This is a genomic window from Bacillus sp. GW821-FHT01G09, assembly GCF_059422205.1.
Genome location: NZ_JBWKWL010000002.1, coordinates 641,354 through 664,262 on the forward strand (window position 1 = coordinate 641,354; position 22,909 = coordinate 664,262).

Consider the following 22,909-nt stretch of genomic DNA (forward strand, 5'->3'; position numbering starts at 1 on the left):
TGCTTTGACTACTAAAAAAACATCGCCTGATTTGTTATTGGTCATCATTACGTTATTATTATTAACAATCGGATTAATTATGGTGTACAGTGCGAGTGCGGTATGGGCGGATTATAAATTTGACGACTCATTCTTTTTCGCGAAACGGCAGCTTTTGTTTGCGGGAATCGGCGTCATTGCTATGTTTTTTATCATGAATGTTGATTATTGGACTTGGAGGACATGGTCCAAATTGCTGATGGTTATCTGCTTTTTCCTTCTGGTGCTTGTTTTGATACCGGGCGTCGGAATGGTGCGGAACGGTTCAAGAAGCTGGATCGGAGTCGGAGCATTCAGCATACAGCCTTCAGAGTTTATGAAGCTTGCGATGATTGCATTCCTTGCTAAATTTCTCTCTGAAAAACAAAAAAACATCACATCGTTCAGACGGGGGTTCGCCCCTGCACTTGGCATCGTGTTTTCAGCATTTTTGATTATCATGTGCCAGCCTGACCTCGGAACGGGGACAGTTATGGTCGGAACTTGTATTGTCATGATTTTTGTAGCCGGCGCACGGATCGCCCATTTCGTCTTTCTCGGGCTGATCGGCCTCAGCGGATTTGTTGGGCTCGTACTATCGGCTCCATATCGGATTAAGCGGATTACCTCTTACTTAAATCCATGGGAAGATCCGCTCGGAAGCGGATTTCAGATCATTCAATCGCTTTATGCAGTGGGACCCGGCGGGTTGTTCGGAATGGGGCTCGGACAAAGCAGACAGAAATTCTTTTATCTGCCTGAGCCGCAAACAGACTTTATTTTCGCCATCTTGTCAGAGGAGCTGGGCTTTATCGGGGGAACACTTATTTTGCTCCTCTTCAGCGTCCTGCTGTGGAGAGGAATCAGAATTGCGCTTGGTGCCCCTGATCTGTACGGAAGCTTTGTCGCAGTCGGCATTATTTCAATGATTGCCATTCAAGTCATGATAAATATCGGCGTAGTCACGGGCCTGATTCCTGTAACAGGCATCACGCTCCCGTTTCTGAGCTACGGAGGCTCTTCATTGACTCTAATGCTGATGGCAGTTGGTGTGCTGCTGAATGTAAGCCGCTACTCGAGGTATTAACGAATGTATGTCCAAGCTTCCTGTCTAACATGAAGCTTGGAAACAATTGATGCGATAACCCTGTCCAACAAAACAGGGTTATCGTTATGTTATAGAGAAACTTAGACTGGGGGAAAAGAAATGCGAATTGCAATAAGCGGAGGCGGTACAGGGGGACATATTTATCCTGCGCTTGCTTTTATTAAAGAAGTGCAAAGACGTCATCCTAATGTGGAATTTTTATATATCGGAACAGAAAACGGGCTGGAGAAAAAAATTGTTGAGCGGGAGAATATACCGTTTCGTTCAATTGAAATTACAGGATTTAAAAGAAAATTGTCATTTGAAAATGTCAAGACTGTGATGCGTTTTCTGAAGGGCGTCAAAAAAAGTAAATCGTATTTAGCGGAATTTAAGCCCGATGCCGTAATTGGAACGGGCGGTTATGTATGCGGGCCGGTTGTTTATGCCGCTGCGAAAATGGGAATTCCGACTATTGTCCATGAACAAAACAGCCTTCCGGGCATCACGAATAAGTTTCTTTCAAAATATGTTAATAAAGTAGCGATTTGTTTTGAAGAAGCGAAATCACATTTTCCTAGCGAGAAAGTTGTATTTACGGGAAACCCGAGAGCCTCTGAAGTCGTCTCAATAAAGACGGGACGATCAATGGCTGAATTTGGGCTTTCTGAAGAGAAGAAAACGGTCTTAATTTTCGGCGGAAGCCGAGGCGCTGCACCGATTAACCGCGCTGTCATTGACATGCAGGATGCGCTGAAAACAAGAGACTATCAAGTGCTGTATATCACCGGTGAAGTTCACTATGAAAAAGTAATGAATGAGCTGAAAAGCAAAGGTGCCGCTGATAATATGGTCACAAAGCCGTTTCTTCATCAAATGCCTGAGTATTTAAAGGCCATTGATGTCATTGTGGCCAGAGCCGGTGCGACAACGATTGCCGAAATTACTGCTCTCGGAATCCCAAGTGTTCTGATCCCGAGTCCATATGTGACAGCGAATCACCAGGAGGTCAATGCGAGATCTCTCGGCCAGCATGATGCGGCGATTGTACTGAAAGAAACAGAGCTCAGCGGGGAGAAGCTGATTGAAGCGCTAGACCGGATTGTACTGAATGAGCAAACGTTAAAGGAAATGAGCGAACGAACAAAGTCACTTGGTGTTCCTGACGCGGCTGCCCGTTTATACAGCGTACTCGAGGAATTAAAAAAATAGTAGAAAAGCAAATGGAATGCGGAGGTTTACGATGGAGAAAGTGATACAGGAATTAAAAGAACGCGAAGTCGGCAAGGTTCTTGCAAATGAACCGCTCGCGAATCATACAACGATGAAAATCGGCGGACCTGCGGATGTATTGGTCATTCCAAGCAGTGTAGATGCTGTTAAAGACATCATGGACGTGATTAAAAAATATGATGTGAAGTGGACAGTCATCGGCCGCGGATCAAATCTTCTTGTTTTAGATGAAGGAATTAGAGGCGTAGTGATCAAGCTGGGTGCGGGTCTTGACCATTTGGAGCTTGAAGGGGAGCAAGTAACAGTCGGAGGCGGTTATTCAGTGGTCCGCCTTGCTACATCATTGAGCAAAAAAGGTCTGTCCGGTTTGGAATTTGCTGCCGGCATTCCAGGATCAGTCGGCGGAGCGGTTTATATGAATGCCGGCGCTCACGGTTCTGATATGAGCGAGATCCTCGTCAAAGCGCATATTTTATTTGAAGACGGAACGATTGAGTGGCTGACAAATGAGCAGATGGATTTCAGCTATAGGACATCTGTACTGCAAAAGAAACGCCCGGGCGTTTGCCTTGAAGCTGTTTTGCAGCTGGAGCAGAAGGATAAGGAATCAATCGTTCAGCAAATGCAAAGCAATAAAGACTATAGAAAAAATACACAGCCGTATTCAAGCCCTTGTGCGGGAAGCATATTCAGAAATCCGCTTCCGAATCATGCCGGGAACCTTGTAGAAAAAGCAGGCTTGAAAGGATATCAAATCGGCGGTGCAAAGATATCGGAGATGCACGGAAACTTCATCGTCAATGCGGGGGGAGCATCAGCAAAAGATGTGCTTGATCTCATTGACCATGTGAAAAAGACAATCCGTGAAAAATACGAGATTGATATGCACACAGAGGTTGAAATCATCGGTGGAAATCGCTGATTCAAGTTCTGACTGAAGCTGTTCATATGATATACTGTAAGCAAACGACAAACGGCATCATAGTATGCCGTTTGTTTTGGAATAGACAGACTTTTAACAGCTGTTTCATTTGAATGAGGTGAACAGGCAATGAACCCGGGTCAAGACCGAGAAAAAATCGTTAACATTGAAGAGCGTATCCCTAAAATTAAAGAGCAGAGGAAACAAAAGGCAAACCGCCGTCTCATTTCATTTATTATGCTCTTTTTTATTATGGTGCTGATCATTGTGTACCTGCAAACACCAATCAGTAAAGTGTCAACAATCTCTGTTACAGGGAATGAAAATGTATCAAAAAAGGAAATTATCGACCTTTCCGATATTAATAGCGGAGATACTGAGTTTTGGAGTTTGGACAAGCAAAAAACAGAAAAGAAGATTCAGCAAAATAAATTAGTGAAAAAAGCGGAGATCAGCAAATCGCTTCCTAATAAAATCAACATTGCAATCGAAGAATATAAAGCGATTGCTTATTTAGAAAAAGACGATGTGTACTATGAAGTGCTTGAAAACGGCTCAGTTCTGCCAAACGAAGTAACGCCGGATGATGCCGGACCGATTTTAGTGAATTGGACAAACGCGAAGAAGCGGTCTCAAATGGCCAAGCAGCTCGATGCGTTGTCAAATTCGTTAAAACAGTCGATTTCAGAAATTTATTATACGCCTGTAAAAATGGATGAAAACCGTATTAAGTTGTACATGAATGACGGTTATGTTGTTACTGCATCTATTAAAACGTTTGCAGACCGAATGAAGACGTATCCTTCTATCATTTCTCAGCTAAGCAGCAATAAAAAAGGAATCATTCATTTAGAAGTTGCCACCTATTTTGAAGAGTTTGGAAAAAATGATAAAGCTGCTAAAAAGGAAGATGAAAATTGAGAGGCAAATCAGCAGTCCTTCTTTCCTTGATTATGCTTATCGCAGGCTTTTTGATTTCATTTTCTTTTCAAATGACAAAAGAAAACAACAAAAGCGCGGCTGAGACGGAAGAGTGGAAAAAAGAATATGCGCTGAGAGATGAACTTCTGAAACAAGAGAAAGAAAATAAGAAGCTTGAAAAAGAATTATATCAAAAGCAAAACAAAGTCCGCCAGGCGGAAAATAAGCTGAAGAATGAGAAGACGGAATACTATAATGTCCTCGAAGATACAGAAAAATACAGGATGTATATTGGGGAAGTCGGTGTGCAGGGAGAAGGCGTTGAGGTGACATTGGAAGATGCGTCATACATACCGGAAGGGGAGAATGTGAATAGTTACATCGTTCACGAAAGCCATATCTTCCAAGTAGTAAACGAACTGTATATCTCAGGAGCGGCGGCTGTCGCCGTTAATGGCCAGCGTTTGACGCATGATTCGTATATCAAATGCAATGGTCCTGTGGTAACGGTAGACGGGGTGCAGCATCCCGCTCCGTTTACGGTATCCGCTATTGGAGATCCAGATGTCCTGCTGCCCTCGTTAAATATCGCAGGAGGCCTGATTGATCAGTTGTCAATGGATCATATTTCTGTTTCGGCAGAAAAAGAGAAAAACGTACAAATGAAACCGATTCTGAAAACGAAGGAATGACTGAAAAAGCGGGTGAAACAGATTGAAAATAAAGCGTTCCTTCATAAGCATCAGTGTGCTTATGGTCATCTTCGGCCTGATGATATCTGTTCAGTTTAATTCGTTAAAGCACCCTCAAGTCCGGGATACAAGAGATATGTGGGATATTAGGGAAGAGCTGACATCAGAGCAGAAGAAGCAGGAAAAGCTGCTGGCTGAAATAAACAAATATGACAAACTGCTGAATAGCTATTCGCAAACGAAAGAAATGACAAAAGAAACCGCGCTAAATAATACCTTGCAATCCTTAAAAAAAACAGCCGGCATGACCGATATAACAGGTAGCGGAATTGTCATTACGATTTCCCCGCTTTTTTCTGAAAGCTTAACAGGAGAGCCGATCGAAAATCCGCCTCCGGATTTGCTGAAAAAGCTGATTAATGAACTCAACTCCTACGGTGCAGAGCATATCTCAATTAACGAGCGAAGAGTTGTGAATCATACAGTCATCAGAGATATAAACGGCACTACAAAAATAGACGGATACGCCCTTGACGATTATCCTTTAACAGTAAAAGTGCTTGCCAAAGATCCGGACATGTTACACAGCAGAGTGAAGGGGTCAGGCCTTGAGGATCTTTTTGCATCTGAAAATTTAGCATTAAAAGCCGGTAAATCTGAAAGCAAACTAACATTAAAAGCATATGACAGACCACTGGACGTACAACAGCTGAAACTGCTTAAAGACTGAAAAGGAGGAGAATTGTCATGTGGCTGCCCGTGTTGGGACTGGTGCTCGGAATAGCGATTGGACTAATGACAAACTTAACGATACCGAGTGAATACTCAAACTATTTATCGCTTGCGGTGCTTGCCGCACTTGATACATTAATCGGCGGAATCAGAGCGCATTTACAAGGTACATATGATGAAATGGTATTTGTTTCCGGTTTCTTTTTTAATATTATATTGGCAATAAGTTTAGCTTTTCTGGGAGTCCATCTTGGTGTAGACTTGTATTTAGCAGGTATATTCGCATTTGGAGTCAGATTATTTCAGAATATAGCCGTTATCAGAAGAAATCTACTAACAAAGTGGACTCTTTCTAAAAAAAATAAAAAAAATGTGATATAAAAGAGGATATACATAGGATATAACGAATATTTTCAATAAACATAAAATGTGAATAGCACATAAAAATATTCTGTTGTTATTTTTTGTTACACACTTGTAAAGCCACATTCATTGTATTGTTGTTCCGCAAATAATAGAATAGAAATGATCGAAATGTGAGGAGGTGCCATAGAATGAACAACAATGAACTTTACGTCAGTCTTGACATCGGTACGTCCAATACAAAAGTGATCGTCGGAGAAATGACAGATGATTCCCTTAATATTATCGGTGTGGGAAATGTACCGTCTGAAGGGTTGAAAAAAGGCTCAATCGTTGATATAGATGAGACCGTTCATTCTATAAGAAAAGCGTTTGACCAAGCTGAAAGAATGGTAGGTTTTCCGCTTAGAAAAGCTATTGTCGGCGTTAATGGAAATTATATCAATATTCAAGATACAAACGGTGTTGTAGCAGTTTCCAGTGAAAATAAAGAAATTCAGGTTGAAGATGTACGCCGTGTCATGGAAGCGGCACAGGTTGTTTCAGTACCGCACGAACAGCTGATTGTTGACGTCATTCCTAAACAGTTTATCGTAGATGGAAGAGATGAAATCACCGACCCGAAAAAAATGCTGGGTGTGCGTTTAGAAGTAGAGGGCACCTTGATCACCGGTTCAAAAACAATCTTACATAACTTACTCCGCTGCGTTGAAAGAGCTGGTATTGAAATAACTGATATTTGCCTTCAGCCGCTGGCAGCCGGTTCTGCTGCATTATCAAGGGACGAGAAAAACCTTGGTGTGGCTCTCATTGATATAGGGGGAGGGTCAACAACCATTGCCGTATTCCAGAACGGACATCTCACTTCTACCCGTGTCATTCCTCTCGGAGGCGAAAATATCACCAAAGATATCTCCATCGGATTGAGAACGTCAACAGAAGAAGCAGAACGCGTGAAAAAGCAATTTGGACATGCCTACTATGACGAAGCCTCGGAAGATGAAATATTTGAGGTAACCGTTATAGGCACCAATCAAAAACAAACATTTACACAGCAAGAAGCAGCGAATATCATTGAAGCGAGAGTAGAAGAAATTCTTGAAATTGTTTCAGAAGAGCTTCGCAGTATGGGAATTACCGATCTGCCGGGAGGCTTCGTGCTGACAGGAGGACAAGCAGCTATGCCGGGTGTCATGTCTTTGGCACAGGATGTGCTGCAAAACAATGTCAGAGTGGCAAGCCCGAATTATATCGGTGTAAGAGATCCTCAATATATGACGGGAGTGGGCCTGATCCAATTCGCCTGCCGGAATGCAAGAATCCAAGGCAGAAAAATAGGCTTTAAGATGCCTGAAGAAGCGATACAGGAAATCGCAGTCTCATCATCTGAGGAACAAGAGCAGCATCATCACCAAAATGAGGTGCAGCAGCGGCCAAAAGGAAAACAAAAAACACAAGCCGAACATAATAAACAGAGCAAAATGAAAAAACTATTAAGCATGTTTTGGGAATAGATAGATAGTCATTCGGCAGATTAGGAGGATTTAGCATGTTGGAGTTCGAAACAAACATAGACGGCTTAGCATCAATTAAAGTAATCGGAGTAGGAGGCGGCGGAAACAACGCCGTTAACCGGATGATTGAAAATGAAGTGCAAGGAGTAGAGTATATCGCGGTAAACACGGACGCTCAAGCTCTTAACCTGTCAAAAGCAGAAGTGAAAATGCAAATCGGCGCAAAGCTGACTAGAGGATTGGGAGCAGGTGCGAATCCGGAAGTTGGGAAAAAAGCCGCTGAAGAAAGCAAAGAGCAGATTGAAGAAGCACTTAAAGGTGCTGACATGGTATTCGTGACAGCTGGTATGGGCGGCGGAACAGGAACAGGTGCCGCACCGGTTATCGCACAAATCGCGAAAGACTTAGGCGCATTAACAGTCGGCGTTGTGACAAGACCGTTTACCTTCGAAGGACGCAAAAGACAGCTTCAGGCTGCAGGCGGAATCTCGGCAATGAAAGAAGCGGTGGATACATTGATCGTGATCCCGAACGACCGTATCCTTGAAATTGTTGATAAAAACACACCGATGCTTGAAGCATTCCGTGAAGCGGATAACGTACTTCGCCAAGGGGTTCAAGGTATTTCTGACTTGATTGCTACACCTGGTCTTATCAACCTTGACTTTGCTGATGTGAAAACAATCATGTCAAACAAAGGATCTGCTTTGATGGGTATCGGTATTGCTACTGGGGAAAATCGCGCGGCAGAGGCAGCAAAAAAAGCAATTTCCAGCCCGCTTCTTGAAGCGGCCATTGACGGTGCGCAAGGTGTCCTCATGAACATCACTGGGGGAACTAACCTCAGCCTATATGAGGTTCAGGAAGCAGCAGACATTGTCGCTTCGGCATCTGATCAAGACGTAAACATGATTTTCGGTTCTGTTATTAATGAAAATCTAAAAGATGAGATTGTGGTGACAGTGATTGCAACCGGCTTTATCGAACAAGAGAAGGACGTGACGAAGCCTCAGCGTCCAAGCTTAAATCAAAGCATCAAAACACACAACCAAAGTGTTCCGAAGCGTGAGCCAAAACGTGAGGAGCCTCAGCAGCAGAACACAGTAAGCCGTCATACTTCACAGCCGGCTGATGATACGCTTGACATCCCGACATTCTTAAGAAACCGTAATAAACGCGGCTAATGTAAAGGACAAAATCGTTTTCGATTTTGTCCTTTTTTGTTTTTCTCTTCACACTTTCCTTCTTATAAAGTCTTTTTCCCTATTGCTTCCTTCGCTTAGTAACAAAACAGATAATTAGACCTATTTATTTTTGTGACATTTTTATCATTTTCATATATATGGAAATTGAATGACATGAAACGACAATATCTGTAATTCAGATTGTCTACAGTTAATATACAGCGATGTTCTGACAAACCATTCATTATTAAAAGGAGGGACGACACTTTTTTTAAAAAGCATGTTGAAAAAGGGGGATGAAAATGAAGAAAAAAACGAAAAACAGACTCATCAGCTCTGTTTTAAGTACAGTTGTCATCAGTTCACTGCTGTTTCCGGGAGCAGCCGGGGCAAGCAGTAAAGTCACCTCACCTTCTGTTAAAAAGGAGCTTCAATCTGCGGAATCCATTCAAAACAAGATTTCGAGTTCATTAAAGAAAAGCTTTAAAAAGAAAGAAAAAACGACTTTTCTGATTAAATTTAAAGATCAGGCTAACACAGAAAAAGCGGCAAAAGCGGCTGTTAAAAAAGCGAAATCGAAGAAGCTGTCTGCCGCTAAGGCGGAATATCAAAAGCGTTCTGCTGTTGTGTCATCTTTAAAAGTCACAGCCGATGAATCCCAGCAAGATGTCCTAAAATACTTGAACACCCAGAAAGATAAAGGAAATGCAGACCAAATTCATTCTTATTATGTGGTGAACGGGATTGCTGTTCATGCCTCAAAAGAGGTTATGGAAAAAGTGGCGCAGTTTCCCGAAGTGGAAAAGGTGCTTCCTAATGAGAAACGGCAGCTTTTTAAGTCATCCTCCCCATTTAATATGAAAAAAGCACAGAAAGCTGTTAAAGCAACTGACGGTGTGGAATGGAATGTAGACCAAATCGATGCCCCAAAAGCTTGGGCACTTGGATATGATGGAACTGGCACGGTTGTTGCGTCCATTGATACCGGGGTGGAATGGAATCATCCGGCATTAAAAGAGAAATATCGCGGATATAATCCGGAAAATCCTAATGAGCCTGAAAATGAAATGAACTGGTATGATGCCGTAGCAGGAGAGGCAAGCCCTTATGATGATTTGGCTCATGGAACCCATGTGACAGGCACGATGGTGGGCTCTGAACCTGATGGAACAAATCAAATCGGTGTAGCGCCTGGCGCAAAATGGATTGCTGTTAAAGCGTTCTCTGAAGATGGCGGCACTGATGCTGACATTTTGGAAGCTGGTGAATGGGTTTTAGCACCAAAGGACGCGGAAGGAAATCCCCACCCGGAAATGGCTCCTGATGTTGTCAATAACTCATGGGGAGGGGGCTCTGGACTTGATGAATGGTACAGAGACATGGTCAATGCCTGGCGTGCGGCCGATATTTTCCCAGAGTTTTCAGCGGGGAATACGGATCTCTTTATTCCCGGCGGGCCTGGTTCTATCGCAAATCCGGCAAACTATCCGGAATCGTTTGCAACTGGAGCGACTGATATCAATAAAAAGCTCGCTGACTTTTCTCTTCAAGGGCCATCTCCATATGATGAAATAAAGCCGGAAATATCTGCACCGGGCGTTAATATTCGTTCATCTGTTCCCGGTCAGACATATGAGGATGGTTGGGACGGCACATCAATGGCAGGGCCGCATGTATCCGCTGTTGCTGCACTGCTGAAACAGGCGAATGCCTCACTTTCTGTTGATGAGATGGAGGATATATTAACCAGCACGGCTGAACCGCTCACGGATTCAACATTTCCTGATTCACCGAATAACGGATATGGCCATGGTCTGGTGAATGCTTTTGATGCTGTATCCGCTGTTACAGATGGTTTAGGGAAAGCGGAAGGACAAGTTTCTGTAGAGGGGGATGACCAAGAGCCTCCTGTCTATCAGCATGAGAAAGTAACTGAAGCCTATGAAGGTGGCAGCCTGCCATTGACTTTGACAGCTGAAGACAATGTGAGTGTGACATCTGTAAAGCTGTCCTACAAGCTTGATCAAGGTGAATGGACAGAAATAACGGCTAAACGAATCAGCGGTGATCATCTAAAAGGAACGTATCAGACAGAGATCCCAGATATAAAAGGAACTAAACTAAGCTATAAGTGGATGATTCACGATTTTGGCGGTCATGTCGTTTCGTCTGACATATACGATGTAACAGTGAAACCAAGCATCACGGCGGGATATAAGCAGGACTTTGAAACTGCACCCGGCGGCTGGGTTGCGAGCGGAACAAATAATAACTGGGAATGGGGAGTTCCGTCAACTGGCCCAAATACAGCAGCATCCGGAGAAAAAGTATATGGAACGAATTTGACAGGAAATTATGCCAACTCAGCAAACATGAACCTTGTTATGCCTCCTGTTAAAGTACCTGATTCAGGAAGTTTGTTCCTTCAATTTAAAAGCTGGCACAATTTAGAGGATGATTTTGATTACGGCTACGTTTTTGTTCTTCCGGAAGGTGAAAAGAATTGGGAGCAGGCTGGTGTCTATAACGGAAAGACATCAAGCTGGACGGACGAAGAAATTGATTTATCGGCTTATAAAGGTCAAAACATTCAAGTGATGTTTAACCTTCAATCAGATGAAAGCATTGCAAAAGAGGGCTGGTACATTGATGATGTAGTGCTTTCTGACAAATCAGCCGGAAAAACAGTCAAAAAGAATAAGCTGGGCGTCGAAAAGCCGTCTGGAAAGCAAAAGAAAAAGCCAGTAAATCCGAAAAAGGCTAAGCCATCTGCAAACACAGCGGTAAAACATCAGAACAAGGCTATACAGCCTCAAGTTTTGCCGCTCAGGGCACAAGTCAGTGTAGTGGAAACAGGAAAATCAACATATTCAGATCAATCCACAGGGCAGTACACGCTGAAGCACAAAGCGGGAGACTATACGCTTATGGCAGAAGCATATGGTTATCAGTCGAAAACACAAAAAGTATCTTTAAAGACGGATCAGACGACACAAGCTAATTTTACGTTAGAAGAGATGAAGAAGGGCACATTAAAAGGCACGGTCATCAATAAAACGACAGGAGAGCCGGTAAAAGGCGCTTCCGTTTATGTTGTAGAGGATGCTGCGGTGGAACCGGCTATGACAAACGATAAAGGTGAATATACGCTGGAGGCCTATGAAGGCGCTTATACGATTAAAGTCGCTGCACCGGGTTATTACAGTGATGAATTTTCCGTTGAGTTAAAAGGTGATGTTACAAAAGAAACTGCATTGAAGCCTTTCGTCGGTTATCCGGGTGAAATTGCATATGATGACGGAACAGCGGAGAATGCCAATTCCTATTTTGCTGCCGGTAACGGATGGGCGGTAAAAATGACGCTCGCTGACGGCAAGGACAAAGGCATGCTTACAGGAGGGCTGTTCAGATTCTGGGATACAGAGTTCCCTGATCCCGGCGGCACAGAGTTTAAGGTTGAGGTATACGATGCCACAGGAAAAGACGGAGCACCGGGCAAGAAAATTGCCGGGCCATTTAACGCGGAAGCTCTTCGCAATGGCGAGTGGACTAAGGTAGATCTCAGTTCAAAAGGGATTATGGTCGATAAAGACTTTTATCTCGTATATATCCAGTCGAAACCTGACCCGTATTCACCTGGACTGGCAATGGATGAAACCGGCAAGAATTCCGGCCGCAACTGGCAGTATATAGGTGGACAATGGGAGCCGGGTGACGAAGCAGACGGCAACTATATGATTCGCGCATTAGTTAATTATGAAGCTGCTGTACCTGAGATTACTTCACCGACAGACAAATCATACACAAATAAGGATAGCGTCACTGTAAAAGGAAACGCTTCTCCTGGTACAACGGTACACATTTATAATGGAGAGAAAGAGGCAGGAGAAACGAAAGCTGCTGCGGATGGCACGTTCCATGCAGGCATCACACTCAACAAGGGTGAAAATGAGCTGACGGCAACTGCATCAACTGACAACGGAACAACAGATGCCTCCAGCCCAATCACGGTCACGCTTGATCAAGAAAAGCCTGAGTTAACGCTGGACACTCCAAAGGATGGCGGGAAAACAAATAAAGAAACGCTGACTGTCAAAGGGGCTGTATCCGATGACAATCTGAAAGACGTCAAGGTGAATGGCAAAAAAGCAACAATAACCGATGGTTCATACTCAGCCCGGATTCTTTTGGAGAATGGAAGCAATGAAATCAAGGTGATAGCTACAGACTTAGCAGGCAACAAAACGACGAAAAAGGCTGTCATTGATGTCAATTTTGACAAGCCTGTCATTTCCGGCTTAATTCCGGGAGAGGATAAAAACTTAAAAGCCGGTGAATCTGTGAAAATCGCTTTCTCAAGCGCTGAGGATTTAGATGCAACGTTTATCATTCGTATGCCGCTGACAAATGCAAGAGCGAGTGTGCAAAACGCCACCGAACTCCCGTTAAGAGAAATTTCTCCGGGAAGATATGAAGGCTATTGGACAGCCACTTCTTCTATTAAAGCAAAAGGAGCAAAAGTAGAAGTGATCGTACGAGATGATTATGGAAATGAAACAAGAAAAACTGCAAATGGAAAACTTAATATCAACACAGAAAATTAAGTGGAAAAAAGCTGCCGTCATTGGCAGCTTTTTTATATATCCTCTCATTACACTTCCTCGACAAATTAAGCAGATTTCCCTGAAAAATTGTATTTTCCTCTCAACATTAATTGACAGACTTTCCCACAGAGCTTGCTTTATACTTATGAAGCAAGCAGGGAACAGCGTGAGGCAAGAAAGAAAGGAGTCAGATGTGAAAATCTATTTAGATGTCATTTGGCTGTTAAACTTTTGTTTTGATGCACTTTTGCTTTTGCTCACGGCATTTATTTTAAAAAGGCATGTAAAAAAAAGAAGACTGGTAGGCGGAGCGTTCATCGGTTCCAGTATTGTCCTTTTGATGTTTACTCCTTTTTCGCCGATTGTTGAACATCCGGCTGGGAAGCTAGCTTTTTCAGTTGTGATTGTGGTGGTGACATTTGGCTTTAAAAGATTTCGGTTTTTCTTTCAAAATTTGTTTTCCTTTTATTTTGCCACTTTTTTAATGGGGGGAGGAATTATAGGAGCCCATTCTTTGCTGCAGTCAAATTCTATTGTTCAAAACGGTGTCATGATTACCAATCAAACAGGGTTTGGAGACCCAATCAGCTGGTTGTTTATTGTTGGTGGTTTTCCAGCATTATGGTTTTTTTCTAAAAGAAGAATTGAAGATATTGAAACAAAAAACATTCAATATGAGGAACGAGTCAGCGTGCAGGCAGATTTGGGCAGCCAAACACTTCATGTCAGAGGCCTGATTGATTCCGGTAATCAGCTGTACGATCCTCTTACAAAAACACCGGTAATGATCATTTACATTGATAAACTGGAGCCGATTTTCGGAACAGCCGAAACGATGATCATTCGAAACACAGACCCATTGGAAGCCATCGAACAGCTCGATGATTCCTTTCGCTTTTTAGATAAAATGAGGTTGATTCCATACAGGGGAGTTGGTCAGCAAAATCAATTTTTATTATGCGTTAAACCGGATCATGTAACGATTATGACAAAAGAAGAAATGATCTCTGCAGATAAATGTTTAATCGGCATCAGCACAACAAAGCTGTCGGCAGATGGAGAGTTTGACGCGATTATTCATCCGAAAATGCTTTCGGGCAAGGCTGTCAAACACGTTTCATAATGTTCGCAAATGTCCGTTACTTATCATACTCAAACGGCGTGACATTTAGAAGGGAGAGGAAGATGAAAAAACTGAAATTACGGTTGACGCACCTCTGGTATAAGCTGCTGATGAAACTTGGGCTGAAAAGTGATGAAGTCTATTACATAGGCGGGAGTGAAGCCCTGCCGCCTCCATTATCTAAAGATGAGGAGCAGGTTTTGTTAATGAAGCTCCCAAACGGCGATCAGGCGGCGCGCGCCATTCTAATTGAACGCAATTTGCGTCTGGTCGTATATATCGCCCGTAAATTTGAAAATACGGGAATTAATATAGAGGATTTAATCAGCATCGGTACCATCGGTCTAATCAAAGCTGTGAATACATTCAATCCAGAAAAGAAAATCAAGCTTGCTACCTATGCCTCCCGGTGTATAGAAAATGAAATCCTGATGTATTTAAGAAGAAATAACAAAATCCGTTCAGAGGTTTCCTTTGATGAACCGCTTAATATTGATTGGGACGGCAATGAGCTTTTGCTTTCTGATGTGCTCGGCACTGACGATGACATCATCACTAAAGACATAGAAGCTAACGTCGATAAAAAGCTTTTGAAAAAAGCGCTTGAACAGCTTAATGAGAGAGAAAAGCAAATCATGGAGCTGCGGTTTGGGCTTGTCGGTGAAGAAGAAAAAACCCAAAAGGATGTAGCGGATATGATGGGGATTTCTCAGTCTTATATTTCGCGGCTTGAGAAAAGAATTATAAAAAGATTGAGAAAAGAGTTCAACAAAATGGTGTAAAAAATTTTATGGTTAGAACCCCTTGATTTTACAGGGATTTCCTGATTTCGACAGTTTTTCGGTCTGAGTGCAGTGCATATTTTTCCCACCCAAGGAGATACTTAACGTTGTACAGCAGCTCCTGTAGGGAGGGAAAAAAGTGTCGAGAAATAAAGTCGAAATCTGCGGGGTGGATACCTCCAAATTACCAGTACTCAAGAATGAAGAGATGAGAAAGCTGTTTAGGCAGCTGCAGGATGAAGGCGATGATTCAGCAAGAGAAAAGCTTGTAAACGGGAACTTGCGTCTTGTCTTAAGTGTCATTCAACGATTTAATAACAGAGGGGAGTATGTTGATGACTTATTTCAAGTCGGCTGCATCGGACTAATGAAATCCATTGATAATTTTGACCTAAGCCACAATGTTAAGTTTTCAACATACGCTGTACCTATGATTATCGGAGAGATCCGCAGGTATTTACGCGATAATAACCCGATTCGTGTCTCAAGATCACTCCGGGACATCGCTTACAAGGCGCTTCAGGTAAGAGAGCGGTTAATCAGTGAGACAAGCAAGGAGCCGACTGCAGAAGACATCGCAAAAGTTCTTGAAGTACCGCATGAGGAAATTGTATTTGCGCTTGATGCCATCCAGGATCCGGTTTCTCTATTTGAACCGATCTATAACGACGGCGGAGATCCGATCTATGTGATGGACCAAATCAGTGATGAGCGTAATACAGATTCACAATGGATTGAAGAGCTGGCTTTAAAAGAGGGCATGAGAAGGCTGAACGATCGGGAAAAAATGATTTTGAGAAAGCGATTCTTCCAAGGGAAAACCCAAATGGAAGTCGCCGAGGAAATCGGAATTTCCCAGGCGCAGGTGTCCAGACTTGAAAAAGCGGCTATCAAACAAATGAATAAAAATATTCATCAATAATGAAAAGCCTTTAAAACGATGTTGTTTTAAAGGCTTTTCTATTGATTACGGATGGTTTACGTTTTGGAAAAAGTAAGGTATCCTAGTTCGTACAAAGTTTTATGAAAATTAAAACAATTATAAAAGGCAATAAAGAGGAGGACCACGATGATTTTGCAGCTTGACAATGTCTCACTAAAACGGAATGGGAAATGGATACTGAGAGATATTCATTGGAAGGTGGAAGAAAAGGAAAATTGGGTGCTTTACGGCCTAAATGGCGCCGGGAAGACAGCGCTGTTAAATATGCTTTGCTCTTATTATTTTCCAACATCAGGCGAGATGCAGGTGCTTGGCCATGAATTTGGCAAAACAGAGCTTGGGGAAAAGCTCAGACGTAAAATTGGCCTCGTCTCAGCAGCTCTTCAGCAAAAATTGTATCCGGCAGATTCAGCCTTTGAAATTGCTTTGAGCGGAGCTTACGCTTCGATTGGGTTATATGAAACGCCAAGTAAGGAAACCAGGGAAAAAGCGATTGGTTTGTTAGAGGACTTGGGAGCAATTGAATATGCCGATCGCCGCTATGAAACCCTTTCTCAAGGGGAAAAACAAAGAGCGTTGATTGCTAGAGCACTAATGGCCGATCCGGAGTTGCTGATACTGGATGAACCAGTCACAGGGCTGGATTTTATTGCCCGGGAAAAGTTGTTAGATACGATTACATACATTGCAAACAAAGAAAATGCACCATCTATCCTTTATGTGACTCATCATGCTGAAGAAATTTTGCCTGTCTTTGATAAAGCCCTTTTATTAAAACAGGGAGAGGTCTTTGGATCCGGAGAAATAAAGGAAATGCTTACTGATCAAGTACTTTCCGCTTTTTTTGATACGCCAATCCATGTATTATGGAATCAGGATCGGCCGTTTTTAACAAGAGCTGAGCCGATAACGAATGCCTGACAAACATATATAGATTCATCCTAGGGGTGCTTTGCGAAGCTGAGAGAGACTTTGTCTCAACCCTTTTGACCTGATCTGGATCATGCCAGCGGAGGGAAGCGGTGAAAAGCGGAGTACATCGGACTTCGTTTGTTTTTATTAAGCCGTTTCATCACATTTGAAACGGCTTTTTTGATTTTAAAGAATAGGAGCGGATTTACATTGGATCAACAAATAGACTCTTTGCAAAAAAAAGTGGAAGAACAAAAGGAGGAGCTTATTCAGCTTGCTAAAACACTGATTTCTTATCAAACACCCGCTCCGCCTGCAAGAAATACAGAGGGCATTCAGTCATGGATTGCGGGATTTTTAAATGAATTGGGATTCTCGATCGACAAATGGGATGTGTACCCTGGAGATCCCAATGTTGTCGGCAAGCTAAAGGGAACAGATTCAGCAGATTATTATAGCCTGATTATCAATGGTCATGTAGATGTGGCAGAGGTAAAAGAGGATGAAGAATGGAAGCACGATCCGTTTCATCCCATTGAAAAAAACGGTCTCTTAATCGGGCGAGGCGCTTCCGATATGAAGGGCGGAATGGCTTGTGTGCTGTTTGCTGTCAAATTAATTCGTGAAGCCGGCATTGAGCTTCCAGGTGATCTGATTCTGCAATCGGTTATTGGGGAGGAAGTTGGAGAGGCCGGCACACTTGAATGCTGCAAGAGGGGCTACCACGCTGATTTTGCAATTGTCGCGGATACGAGCGATATGCATATTCAAGGCCAAGGCGGTGTCATTACAGGCTGGATCGAAATCAAAAGCAGTCAAACATTTCATGATGGAACGAGACGGAATATGATTCATGCAGGCGGAGGAACATTCGGAGCAAGCGCAATTGAAAAAATGGCAAAAATCATTGCGGGGCTCGGTGAACTTGAGCGCCACTGGTCTATTATGAAAAGTTATCCCGGTTTTAAACCCGGCACAAATACGATTAACCCGGCAGTTATAGAAGGCGGCAGACATGCGGCTTTTATAGCGGACGAATGCCGGCTGTGGATCACAGTCCATTTTTATCCGAATGAAACCCATGACCAAGTGGCAGAGGAAATAGAAGATTACGTCAATCGGCTGAGTGACAGTGATATTTGGCTTAGGGAAAACCGCCCTGTATTCAAGTGGGGAGGCTCATCTATGATAGAAGACAGAGGAGAAATTTTTCCGGCATTGGAAGTTGACCCTGGCCACCCAGGCGTCTTAGCGCTAACTGCCTCTCATGAGAAAGTGAAACGGGAGTGTCCAATTATTGACGTTTCTCAATCAGTTACAGATGGCGGATGGCTGTATGATGCCGGTATTCCATGCGTAATATACGGTCCTGGAGATCTGCACAATGCACACTCTGTGAACGAGAAGGTATCGATTGAGCAGCTAGTAGAGTATACAAAAATTATACTCGATTTTATCATCAGCTGGTGCAGCCGGAAAAAAGAACAATGACATGAAAATTTCTTCTTGCTGACAAGGTTCAGCCTGCCCATTCATATACTTGAACAAAAGGACGGAAAAAGGACGTGATGGAATGATCAGCATTTCAGAATTTCAGGTAAAGGATGTCGTCAATGTCTCAAACGGAAAAAAGCTGGGGAGTATTGGTGATATTGATATCAATGTGACCACTGGAAAAATTCAGGCGATCATACTCGGAGGAAATGGGAAAGTTCTCGGATTTTTTGGAAAAGAAGAGGAATTGGTCATTCCATGGCGAAATATAGTAAAAATCGGGGAAGATGTAATCTTAGTCCGATTAAGTGAACCACATGCATAAACCTGCTTGTCTGCCGCAGATTGGCAAATGCCGGAAGTCTCGATTCTTCCGGCACATTTCATTTAGAAATATGCAAATCGGCGCTCAACGAATGCAGTAAGATGTGGTAAAATAAGTGGGAAATTCCGCTTTTTTAAATGTTTGTCGAAAGGTTGGATCATCATGAATACATATCACCCATTCAGTCTTACCACACCCTCGACACTCATGATACAAGACTGGGCTCAAACGAATCAAAACAACAAAGAGGTCATTGCCGGATTTACGACAAAAAACGGCGGTGTCAGCCAAAAGCCTTTTGAATCGTTAAATACAGGATTGCACGTTCATGACAAAGATGCAGATGTAGTTAAAAATCGTGAATATATTGCCGATATGTTTAATACTGATTTGCAGTCTTGGGTATTCGCTGATCAGACACATGATAATCGCGTTCAGAAAGTGACGCAGAGGGATAGGGGAAAAGGCGCCCGTGAGTATCACACGGCTCTAAAAGCAACGGACGGGCTCTATACAAATGAAAAAAATGTATTTTTAGCATTATGCTTTGCTGATTGTGTGCCTCTTTTCCTTTATGATCCGGTTAAGTCGCTTGTCGGAGTCGCCCATGCCGGGTGGAAAGGCACCGTCAAACAGATTGGCAGAGAAATGGTGAAGCAATGGACTGAGAAGGAAGGTTCAAATCCCTCAGATATTTACGCTGTTATTGGCCCGTCTATCAGCGGAGCATGCTATACGGTAGACGACCGCGTCATGGATGCTGTTCGTGCATTGCCGGTTTCAGCAGACCTTGCCGCCAATCAGACGGCAAAGGCACAATATCAGCTTGATCTGAAAGAGCTGAACCGTCTTATACTGATGGACAGCGGTTTGGCAAGTGAACAAATTTCTGTCAGCGGTTTATGCACGGAAAGCGAGCCGTCTCTTTTCTATTCTCATCGCCGCGATCAGGGGAAAACTGGACGGATGATGTCCTTTATCGGAATGAAGGAGGCATAAAAGATCTTGCGTGTTGTTGATAATTTACGACATATAAACGAACGAATAAACGAAGCATGTAACAGATCGGGCCGCAGCTCCGATGAAGTTACGGTTATTGCAGTCACAAAATATGTATCACCTGAAAGAGCACAGGAGGCAGTAGATGCTGGCATCACCTGCCTCGGAGAGAATCGGGATGCGGAACTGCTCCGCAAACAGGAATTGATGAAAGGTAATCCGGAATGGCATTTTATCGGCAGTTTGCAATCAAGAAAAGCAAAATCTGTCGTCAATGCGGTTTCCTATATCCATTCCCTAGACCGGCTCTCATTAGCGAAAGAAATTGAAAAACGGGCTGAAGGTACTGTACGATGCTTTGTGCAGGTCAATACCTCTCTTGAGCCTTCTAAACACGGCATGAAAAAAGAAGAAGTCATTCCATTCATACAGGAGCTTTCCGGTTTCGAACATATCCTTGTTGCCGGGCTGATGACAATGGCTCCGCTGACTGATGATCAAGATCAGATCAGAAGCTGTTTCAGGTCGCTGAGAGAACTCCGTGACCAGGTTCAGAAACTGAACCAGCCGAACGCTCCGTGTACTGAACTGTCGATGGGCATGTCAAATGATTTTGAAATTGCAATTGAAGAAGGAGCTACTTATATTAGAATCGGCTCATCGTTAGTCGGAAATGAAACAGGGGGTGTACAGCAATGAGTATGAAAAATAAACTGAAAAACTTTTTCTCAATGGAAGATGAAGAATACGAATATGAATATATTGAGACAGAGCGGGAATCTCATGAGGAGCATGAGCAAAAAGAAAAGCCGGCTTATACGGGGAATAAACCTGCAGGCAAACAGAATGTAGTGAGCTTGCAAAGTGTTCAGAAATCCTCTAAAGTGGTGTTGAGTGAGCCGCGCGTTTATGCGGAGGCGCAGGAAATAGCCGACCATTTGAAGAACCGGCGGGCAGTTGTCGTCAATCTTCAGCGGATACAGCATGACCAGGCGAAGCGGATTGTTGACTTTTTAAGCGGAACCGTTTATGCCATCGGCGGCGATATTCAAAGAATCGGCTCAGATATTTTCCTCTGCACGCCTGACAACGTAGATGTATCAGGCACAATTTCTGAGCTCATATCTGAAGACGAACATCAGAGGTGGTAAAGCGAGATGATCCTTTATCAAGTTTTTTCGGTTTTAAGCTTATTAATCACAATATACTCATTTGCCCTGATCATATATATTTTTATGTCATGGGTGCCGAGTACGAGGGAAACAGGAGTCGGGCGGTTTTTGGCTTCGATTTGTGAACCATATCTCGAACCATTCAGAAAAATCATCCCTCCGATTGCAATGCTGGATATTTCACCAATCGTAGCAATACTTGTGCTTCGGTTTGCGACAACCGGCTTGTGGGGACTTTATCGCATGATTGCGTTTTAATGTGACAGTTTGATAGGGGCTTGGCAGCAGCCAAGCCTCTTTACATAGAAGGGAAAGACGATGAGCGATATATATCAGCACTTCAGAAAAGACGAGCGGGCCTTTATTGATCAGGCGCTCGAATGGAAAAGAATTGTCCAGGAGCAGTACCGGATGAAGCTGACCGACTTTTTAGATCCCCGAGAGCAGGTCATCCTCTCTGCTGTTACGGGACAGGCTGACGTCGGGCTTGCTTTTTCCGGCGGCTATGACAGAGCGGAGCGAAAACGGGCGATTCTGTATCCAGAGTACATTACTCCGGAAGAATCGGATTTTGAATTGCAGGCGTTTAACGTCCGTTATGCTGACAAGTTTGTCTCAGTAGATCATCGTTCTCTGCTTGGTGCATTAATGGGCATAGGATTAAAGCGGCAAAAATTCGGTGACATCGTGTTTTCTGAGACAGCAGTGCAATTGATTGTCTCAGCCGATACCGCTGATTTTGTGGCTGCACAGCTGACCCAAGCAGGCAAAGCGGCGGTCAGCCTAGAGAAAATTGACTTGTCAGACCTTAACATTCCAGCAGTTGATGTCGAAATAAGAGATGACACGGTTTCTTCTTTAAGGCTTGACGCCGTCTGCGCCTCTATGAGCAGGCAATCCCGCCAGAAATCACAGACGCTTGTGAAAAACGGCCTTGTGAAAGTGAACTGGAAGGTGGTTGAAGATCCTTCATACATAGTCGCGGAAGGGGACATGCTGTCAATCAGAGGTTTTGGCCGGTGCAGCTTAACAAAAATCGAAGGAAAAACCAAAAAAGACAAATGGAGAGTTACGTTTGAACGACAAAAATAGTCGGTTTTTCAGTTTTTTTCTCCATCTGTGCGAAATTTGTTTTATAATGTGAACTAGATAACCGTACTGAAATGTAAAAATGGAGGTGGCATCATGCCATTAACGCCAAATGATATTCACAACAAGACGTTTACAAAAAGTTTTCGCGGATATGATGAAGATGAAGTAAATGAATTCCTAGCCCAAGTCAGAAAAGATTACGAAATTGTTCTCCGCAAGAAAACTGAGCTTGAAGCGAAAGTCAATGAGCTTGATGAAAGAATCGGACACTTTGCCAATATTGAGGAAACATTGAATAAATCAATTTTAGTTGCTCAAGAAGCGGCTGAAGACGTAAAACGCAATTCTCAAAAAGAGGCAAAGCTGATCGTTCGGGAAGCGGAGAAAAACGCTGATCGCATTATCAACGAATCGTTATCAAAATCAAGAAAAATTGCAATGGAAATTGAAGAGCTGAAAAAACAGTCTAAAGTGTTCAGAACACGTTTCCAAATGCTGATTGAAGCTCAGCTTGATCTTCTGAAAAATGACGATTGGGATCATCTCCTTGAGTATGAAGTCGACGCTGTATTTGAGGAAAAGGAATAAATTCTCTGATTATCTTGACATTTTCTTAGCTTGTCGAATATAATACGTTCATAAATTCAGATGAAAAAACGGTTGAAAGGGACAGTCATGTTTCCTTCAGGCCTTCATAGCGACCCGGAGATGGTGAGAGTCCGGGATGGCCGGAATCATGTAGATCAGCCCTTTAGTTTCCTTGCTGAACTCACAGTAGGTTAGGACGTTCATCACGT

The 22,909-nt window shown here is 43.1% G+C and carries 22 protein-coding genes, 1 riboswitch and 1 other annotated feature (1 of these 24 only partly in view); all 22 genes read left to right on the forward strand.

Annotated elements, in window-relative coordinates; all coding sequences use genetic code 11:
* Nucleotides 1-4: 4 nt before the first annotated feature.
* The 22 genes from spoVE (at nucleotide 5) to divIVA (ending at nucleotide 22,700) form a co-directional block, all read left to right on the forward strand.
* A complete protein-coding gene (spoVE, locus tag AC07VD_RS08790) occupies nucleotides 5-1,105 on the forward strand; it encodes a stage V sporulation protein E (protein WP_494721697.1) in 1,101 nt (366 codons plus the stop codon).
* Nucleotides 1,106-1,225: 120 nt separating this feature from the next.
* The gene (murG, locus tag AC07VD_RS08795; protein WP_014479726.1) at nucleotides 1,226-2,317 is read left to right on the forward strand and encodes an undecaprenyldiphospho-muramoylpentapeptide beta-N-acetylglucosaminyltransferase; all 1,092 of its coding nucleotides are present in this window, start codon (nucleotides 1,226-1,228) and stop codon (nucleotides 2,315-2,317) included.
* A 31-nt stretch (nucleotides 2,318-2,348) separates the two neighbouring features.
* Complete coding sequence (murB, locus tag AC07VD_RS08800) at nucleotides 2,349-3,260, forward strand: UDP-N-acetylmuramate dehydrogenase (protein ID WP_003232182.1); 912 nt, start codon at nucleotides 2,349-2,351, stop codon at nucleotides 3,258-3,260.
* 129 nt (nucleotides 3,261-3,389) lie between these two features.
* The gene (gene divIB, locus AC07VD_RS08805) at nucleotides 3,390-4,181 is read left to right on the forward strand and encodes a cell division protein DivIB (RefSeq protein ID WP_003232178.1); all 792 of its coding nucleotides are present in this window, start codon (nucleotides 3,390-3,392) and stop codon (nucleotides 4,179-4,181) included.
* Nucleotides 4,178-4,873, forward strand: coding sequence for a DUF881 domain-containing protein (locus AC07VD_RS08810; protein ID WP_124059832.1), 696 nt, complete (start codon nucleotides 4,178-4,180; stop codon nucleotides 4,871-4,873). Before divIB ends, AC07VD_RS08810 begins: the two co-directional genes overlap by 4 nt.
* A 22-nt stretch (nucleotides 4,874-4,895) precedes the next feature.
* Nucleotides 4,896-5,603: a DUF881 domain-containing protein gene (locus AC07VD_RS08815; RefSeq protein WP_017694825.1), complete on the forward strand. Its 708-nt coding sequence runs from the start codon at nucleotides 4,896-4,898 to the stop codon at nucleotides 5,601-5,603.
* Between the two features lie 17 nt (nucleotides 5,604-5,620).
* A complete protein-coding gene (locus AC07VD_RS08820) occupies nucleotides 5,621-5,986 on the forward strand; it encodes a small basic family protein (RefSeq protein ID WP_003238683.1) in 366 nt (121 codons plus the stop codon).
* Nucleotides 5,987-6,159: 173 nt separating this feature from the next.
* Nucleotides 6,160-7,482 carry a cell division protein FtsA gene (gene ftsA, locus AC07VD_RS08825; RefSeq protein WP_217017710.1) on the forward strand — a complete coding sequence of 441 codons (1,323 nt, stop codon included), beginning with the start codon at nucleotides 6,160-6,162 and terminating at the stop codon, nucleotides 7,480-7,482.
* A gap of 35 nt (nucleotides 7,483-7,517) precedes the next feature.
* Nucleotides 7,518-8,666: a cell division protein FtsZ gene (gene ftsZ / locus AC07VD_RS08830; protein ID WP_003232167.1), complete on the forward strand. Its 1,149-nt coding sequence runs from the start codon at nucleotides 7,518-7,520 to the stop codon at nucleotides 8,664-8,666.
* 302 nt (nucleotides 8,667-8,968) lie between these two features.
* Nucleotides 8,969-13,270: a bacillopeptidase F gene (locus tag AC07VD_RS08835; RefSeq protein WP_494721698.1), complete on the forward strand. Its 4,302-nt coding sequence runs from the start codon at nucleotides 8,969-8,971 to the stop codon at nucleotides 13,268-13,270.
* Between the two features lie 193 nt (nucleotides 13,271-13,463).
* Entirely contained in the window at nucleotides 13,464-14,393 is a 930-nt protein-coding gene (spoIIGA, locus tag AC07VD_RS08840) for a sigma-E processing peptidase SpoIIGA (RefSeq protein ID WP_003232163.1), read from the forward strand.
* Between the two features lie 62 nt (nucleotides 14,394-14,455).
* Nucleotides 14,456-15,175: an RNA polymerase sporulation sigma factor SigE gene (sigE, locus tag AC07VD_RS08845; protein ID WP_003221446.1), complete on the forward strand. Its 720-nt coding sequence runs from the start codon at nucleotides 14,456-14,458 to the stop codon at nucleotides 15,173-15,175.
* A gap of 139 nt (nucleotides 15,176-15,314) precedes the next feature.
* Nucleotides 15,315-16,097: an RNA polymerase sporulation sigma factor SigG gene (gene sigG / locus AC07VD_RS08850; protein WP_009967190.1), complete on the forward strand. Its 783-nt coding sequence runs from the start codon at nucleotides 15,315-15,317 to the stop codon at nucleotides 16,095-16,097.
* Nucleotides 16,098-16,244: 147 nt separating this feature from the next.
* Nucleotides 16,245-17,039: an ABC transporter ATP-binding protein gene (locus AC07VD_RS08855; protein WP_014479731.1), complete on the forward strand. Its 795-nt coding sequence runs from the start codon at nucleotides 16,245-16,247 to the stop codon at nucleotides 17,037-17,039.
* Between the two features lie 12 nt (nucleotides 17,040-17,051).
* A riboswitch (TPP riboswitch) is annotated at nucleotides 17,052-17,153 on the forward strand.
* An 87-nt stretch (nucleotides 17,154-17,240) separates the two neighbouring features.
* On the forward strand, nucleotides 17,241-18,521 hold the full coding sequence (gene ylmB / locus AC07VD_RS08860) for an N-formyl-4-amino-5-aminomethyl-2-methylpyrimidine deformylase (protein ID WP_100506610.1): 1,281 nt from the start codon (nucleotides 17,241-17,243) through the stop codon (nucleotides 18,519-18,521).
* Nucleotides 18,522-18,603: 82 nt separating this feature from the next.
* Nucleotides 18,604-18,849, forward strand: coding sequence for a YlmC/YmxH family sporulation protein (locus AC07VD_RS08865; protein ID WP_003232153.1), 246 nt, complete (start codon nucleotides 18,604-18,606; stop codon nucleotides 18,847-18,849).
* Nucleotides 18,850-19,011: 162 nt separating this feature from the next.
* Nucleotides 19,012-19,848, forward strand: a complete 837-nt coding sequence (pgeF, locus tag AC07VD_RS08870; RefSeq protein WP_327826693.1) for a peptidoglycan editing factor PgeF — start codon at nucleotides 19,012-19,014, stop codon at nucleotides 19,846-19,848.
* 6 nt (nucleotides 19,849-19,854) lie between these two features.
* Nucleotides 19,855-20,547, forward strand: coding sequence for a YggS family pyridoxal phosphate-dependent enzyme (locus AC07VD_RS08875; protein ID WP_014479734.1), 693 nt, complete (start codon nucleotides 19,855-19,857; stop codon nucleotides 20,545-20,547).
* Nucleotides 20,544-20,999 (forward strand): cell division protein SepF, encoded by a 456-nt coding sequence (sepF, locus tag AC07VD_RS08880; protein ID WP_014476753.1) that lies wholly within the window; start codon nucleotides 20,544-20,546, stop codon nucleotides 20,997-20,999. Before AC07VD_RS08875 ends, sepF begins: the two co-directional genes overlap by 4 nt.
* Before the next feature lie 6 nt (nucleotides 21,000-21,005).
* On the forward strand, nucleotides 21,006-21,278 hold the full coding sequence (locus AC07VD_RS08885; protein ID WP_010334177.1) for a YggT family protein: 273 nt from the start codon (nucleotides 21,006-21,008) through the stop codon (nucleotides 21,276-21,278).
* A gap of 60 nt (nucleotides 21,279-21,338) precedes the next feature.
* Complete coding sequence (locus tag AC07VD_RS08890) at nucleotides 21,339-22,112, forward strand: YlmH family RNA-binding protein (RefSeq protein WP_015383612.1); 774 nt, start codon at nucleotides 21,339-21,341, stop codon at nucleotides 22,110-22,112.
* Nucleotides 22,113-22,205: 93 nt separating this feature from the next.
* A complete protein-coding gene (divIVA, locus tag AC07VD_RS08895) occupies nucleotides 22,206-22,700 on the forward strand; it encodes a septum site-determining protein DivIVA (protein WP_003221468.1) in 495 nt (164 codons plus the stop codon).
* 62 nt (nucleotides 22,701-22,762) lie between these two features.
* Nucleotides 22,763-22,909 (forward strand) — a binding site (T-box leader) (it continues 80 nt past the right edge of the window).

Coding starts and splice junctions, on each gene's coding strand:
- sepF (WP_014476753.1), top strand. CDS start 20,544: ATGAGTATGAAAAATAAACTGAAAAACTTTTTCTCAATGGAAGATGAA.
- ftsA (WP_217017710.1), top strand. CDS start 6,160: ATGAACAACAATGAACTTTACGTCAGTCTTGACATCGGTACGTCCAAT.
- sigE (WP_003221446.1), top strand. CDS start 14,456: ATGAAAAAACTGAAATTACGGTTGACGCACCTCTGGTATAAGCTGCTG.
- AC07VD_RS08885 (WP_010334177.1), top strand. CDS start 21,006: ATGATCCTTTATCAAGTTTTTTCGGTTTTAAGCTTATTAATCACAATA.
- divIB (WP_003232178.1), top strand. CDS start 3,390: ATGAACCCGGGTCAAGACCGAGAAAAAATCGTTAACATTGAAGAGCGT.
- AC07VD_RS08835 (WP_494721698.1), top strand. CDS start 8,969: ATGAAGAAAAAAACGAAAAACAGACTCATCAGCTCTGTTTTAAGTACA.
- pgeF (WP_327826693.1), top strand. CDS start 19,012: ATGAATACATATCACCCATTCAGTCTTACCACACCCTCGACACTCATG.
- divIVA (WP_003221468.1), top strand. CDS start 22,206: ATGCCATTAACGCCAAATGATATTCACAACAAGACGTTTACAAAAAGT.
- AC07VD_RS08890 (WP_015383612.1), top strand. CDS start 21,339: ATGAGCGATATATATCAGCACTTCAGAAAAGACGAGCGGGCCTTTATT.
- AC07VD_RS08855 (WP_014479731.1), top strand. CDS start 16,245: ATGATTTTGCAGCTTGACAATGTCTCACTAAAACGGAATGGGAAATGG.
- ftsZ (WP_003232167.1), top strand. CDS start 7,518: ATGTTGGAGTTCGAAACAAACATAGACGGCTTAGCATCAATTAAAGTA.
- murB (WP_003232182.1), top strand. CDS start 2,349: ATGGAGAAAGTGATACAGGAATTAAAAGAACGCGAAGTCGGCAAGGTT.
- murG (WP_014479726.1), top strand. CDS start 1,226: ATGCGAATTGCAATAAGCGGAGGCGGTACAGGGGGACATATTTATCCT.
- AC07VD_RS08820 (WP_003238683.1), top strand. CDS start 5,621: ATGTGGCTGCCCGTGTTGGGACTGGTGCTCGGAATAGCGATTGGACTA.
- AC07VD_RS08865 (WP_003232153.1), top strand. CDS start 18,604: ATGATCAGCATTTCAGAATTTCAGGTAAAGGATGTCGTCAATGTCTCA.